This is a genomic window from Candidatus Latescibacter sp., assembly GCA_030692375.1.
GTDB lineage: Bacteria > Latescibacterota > Latescibacteria > Latescibacterales > Latescibacteraceae > JAUYCD01.
Genome location: JAUYCD010000160.1, coordinates 1 through 3,295 on the forward strand (window position 1 = coordinate 1; position 3,295 = coordinate 3,295).

Sequence of the window (3,295 nt, forward strand, 5' to 3'; positions counted from 1 at the left end):
CCGGTTGTTGGCCACGACCCGAAAACCGATAAAGAACTGACTCGTAAACCCTCCGAAGACGAACCTTTCAGCGCGCTTGCGTTCAAGGTTGCAACCGATGCCCATGTAGGAAAGATTGTGTTTTTCAGGGTATATTCAGGAAATTTGGAGAAAGGGAGCGCAGTACTCAACACGACTACCGGGAAAAAGGAACGTATCAGCCGTATTTTGCAAATGCATGCGAACAAACGTGAAGAGATGGACTACGCAACAACCGGCAACATTTTAGCGGCTGTCGGATTGAAGGACACGGGAACGGGTGATACAATCTGCGATATCAAACATCCGATCATCCTCGAGCGCATGGTATTCCCTGAGCCAGTTATTCATATCGCTGTTGAACCGAAGACAAAAGCGGATCAGGAACAGCTCGATCTTTCACTTGCCAAGCTGGCCGAAGAAGATCCCACATTCAAAGTAAAAATAAACCCGGAAACCGGACAGACGATTATTTCCGGTATGGGCGAGCTCCATCTCGATATACTCGTCGACAGGCTTCGCCGTGAATTCAAGGTGGATGCGAATGTCGGCAGACCCCAGGTCGTATACCGTGAAACGATAACCAGAGAGGTGGAATCGGTAGGTAAGTTTATCAAGCAGAGCGGCGGGCGAGGCCAGTACGGTCATGTTGTTATCAACCTGATCCCTGCGGGGAAAGGCACCGGCCTGGTTTTTGAAGACAAGACCGTCGGCGGCGTTATCCCGAGGGAATATATCAGCTCGTGCAGGAAGGGCGCTACAGATGCGATGAACTCCGGTGTTATTGCCGGCTATCCGCTTGTCGATGTTCGTGTAGAGTTAATCGATGGTTCGTATCATGAGGTTGATTCCTCCGATATGGCATTCCGTATTGCAACCAAGATGGCTGTCAGGGATGGAGTCAGCAAGGCCGGTCCTATCCTGCTTGAACCTATCATGCTGGTCGAGGTTGTGACACCCCAGCAGTATTCGGGCGATATTCTCGGTGATCTCACTATGAGACGGGGGAAAATCGACAAAATCGAGAACCGTCCCGATGCGCAGGTTATCAGGGGTCATGTTCCGCTTGCCGAAATGTTCGGTTATTCAACCCGGCTGCGCTCAATGAGCCAGGGAAGAGCTATTTACACCATGGAATTTGATTCGTATGCACCGGTTTCCGAAACGGTCGGTAAAGAGCTTGTCGCGAAATCCGGTGGATTCTATCAGCTTGTAAGTTAATGTATTTCGTGATCTTAAGATAATCATAAGGAGGATTTTCACATGGCGAAGGAGAAGTATCAGAGGAAGAAGCCGCATGTGAACGTAGGGACGATCGGACATGTGGATCACGGGAAGACGACGTTGACGAGCGGGATAACGAATGTGCAGGCGAAGCGCGGGATGGCGACTCATTTATTGTTTGATGATATTGACAAGGCGCCGGAGGAGAGGGAGCGTGGGATCACGATCGCGACAGCGCATGTAGAGTATGAGTCTGAGAAGCGTCACTATGCGCATGTTGACTGTCCGGGTCATGCCGACTACGTAAAGAACATGATCACGGGTGCTGCGCAGATGGACGGTGCGATTCTGGTAGTGAGTGCGGCGGACGGCCCGATGCCGCAGACGCGTGAGCACATACTGTTGGCCCGCCAGGTGGGAGTGCCGCGGATTATCGTATTTATGAGCAAGGTAGACATGGTGGATGATCCTGAGCTGATCGAGCTGGTGGAGCTTGAGGTACGGGAGTTGTTGACGAAGTACGAGTATCCCGGGGACGAGATACCGATCATCAAGGGGTCGGCGCTGAAGGCGATGAATTGGGACGGGGAGGATCTTAAGAATCCTGATATCACGTGTATATACGAGCTTTTGGATGCGCTGGACAGTTACATACCGGTGCCCGAGCGGTCGCTGGACAAGCCGTTTTTGATGCCGGTGGAGGATGTGTTCTCGATTACGGGACGGGGGACGGTGGCGACGGGGAGGATCGAGCAGGGCAGGGTGAAGGTGGGCGGGCAGTTGGAGTTAGTGGGGATTCGCGAGACGATCGGGACGGTGTGTACGGGAGTGGAGATGTTCCGGAAGATACTGGACGAGGGTCAGGCGGGCGACAATGTCGGTCTATTGCTTCGCGGTATCGACAAGGAACGAGTTGAGCGCGGGATGGTGGTTGCGGCGCCGGGTTCGGTGACCCCGCATACGAAGTTCAAGGGTCAGGTGTACGTACTGACGAAGGAGGAAGGCGGCCGTCACACGCCGTTTTTCACCGGATACCGTCCACAGTTTTACTTCCGGACGACAGATGTGACCGGTGTGCTGCATCTGCCGGAAGGCATTGAGATGGTGATGCCCGGTGACAATATTGAGATTTCAGGGGAACTCATCACACCGATTGCGATGAACGAGGGGCTTCGCTTCGCTATCCGCGAGGGAGGACGCACCATCGGCGCCGGCGTGGTGGCTCAAATTGTTGAATAACAGGAGATAATTCAGTGGCAGGTCAAAAGATAAGAATCAAACTCAAGGCTTACGATCATGCTTCACTCGATCATTCGAGTGATGAGATTGTAAGGACAGCAAAAAGAACCGGAGCGAGAATATCCGGCCCAGTGCCCCTGCCGACAAGGCGGACGGTCTATACCGTTCTTCGAAGCCCTTTTATTGATAAAAAATCAAGAGAACAGTTCGAGAGAAGGGTTCATAAACGGCTGATCGACATTTATGATTCGAATCCGCAGACTGTTGATTCGCTTATGAAGCTCGACCTGCCGGCCGGAGTTGATATCGAGATTCAGGTGTGACGTTCATTTACGAAGCACGGCTTGCGACAACAGCGGAACTGCTTACCGTAAGCCGGGAATCGTAAATCATACAATGTAAGGAAAAGAAATGATAGGACTTATTGGCAGAAAAATCGGGATGACTCAGATTTACAACGATACTGGAGAGGTATGTCCGGCTACAGCTCTTGAGGTCGGTCCCTGTCCGATTGTCCAAGTAAAGAAATCTGACGGGAAAGACGGGTACAATGCCATAAAGCTCGGGTTCTGGGAGTCCGAAAAGATTTCAAAGCCGCTGAAGGGAATCGTATCGAAGGTGGGAATACCCGGCCAGAAGGTCATGGGCGAGTTTCAAATTGACGAGACAGGTAACTTTGAGGCGGGAGCTGTCCTGAAGGCTGATGTTTTCCAGGTCGGTGATAAGGTTTCGATCAAAGGGAAGATTAAAGGACGTGGTTTTGCCGGTGTCGTCAAACGTCATGGTTTCCATGGCGGTGATGCCACGCACGGAT

The 3,295-nt window shown here is 52.0% G+C and carries 4 protein-coding genes; all 4 read left to right on the forward strand.

Features of this window, described 5'->3' with window-relative positions:
• Window positions 1-1,239 (forward strand): EF-Tu/IF-2/RF-3 family GTPase (locus tag Q8O92_09715; protein MDP2983590.1); only part of this gene is annotated, 1,239 nt, incomplete at its 5' end.
• Between the two features lie 42 nt (window positions 1,240-1,281).
• On the forward strand, window positions 1,282-2,481 hold the full coding sequence (gene tuf / locus Q8O92_09720) for an elongation factor Tu (protein MDP2983591.1): 1,200 nt from the start codon (window positions 1,282-1,284) through the stop codon (window positions 2,479-2,481).
• A 14-nt stretch (window positions 2,482-2,495) separates the two neighbouring features.
• A complete protein-coding gene (rpsJ, locus tag Q8O92_09725; GenBank protein ID MDP2983592.1) occupies window positions 2,496-2,804 on the forward strand; it encodes a 30S ribosomal protein S10 in 309 nt (102 codons plus the stop codon).
• A gap of 88 nt (window positions 2,805-2,892) precedes the next feature.
• Window positions 2,893-3,295: 50S ribosomal protein L3 (rplC, locus tag Q8O92_09730; GenBank protein MDP2983593.1), on the forward strand; the 403-nt coding region annotated here is incomplete at its 3' end.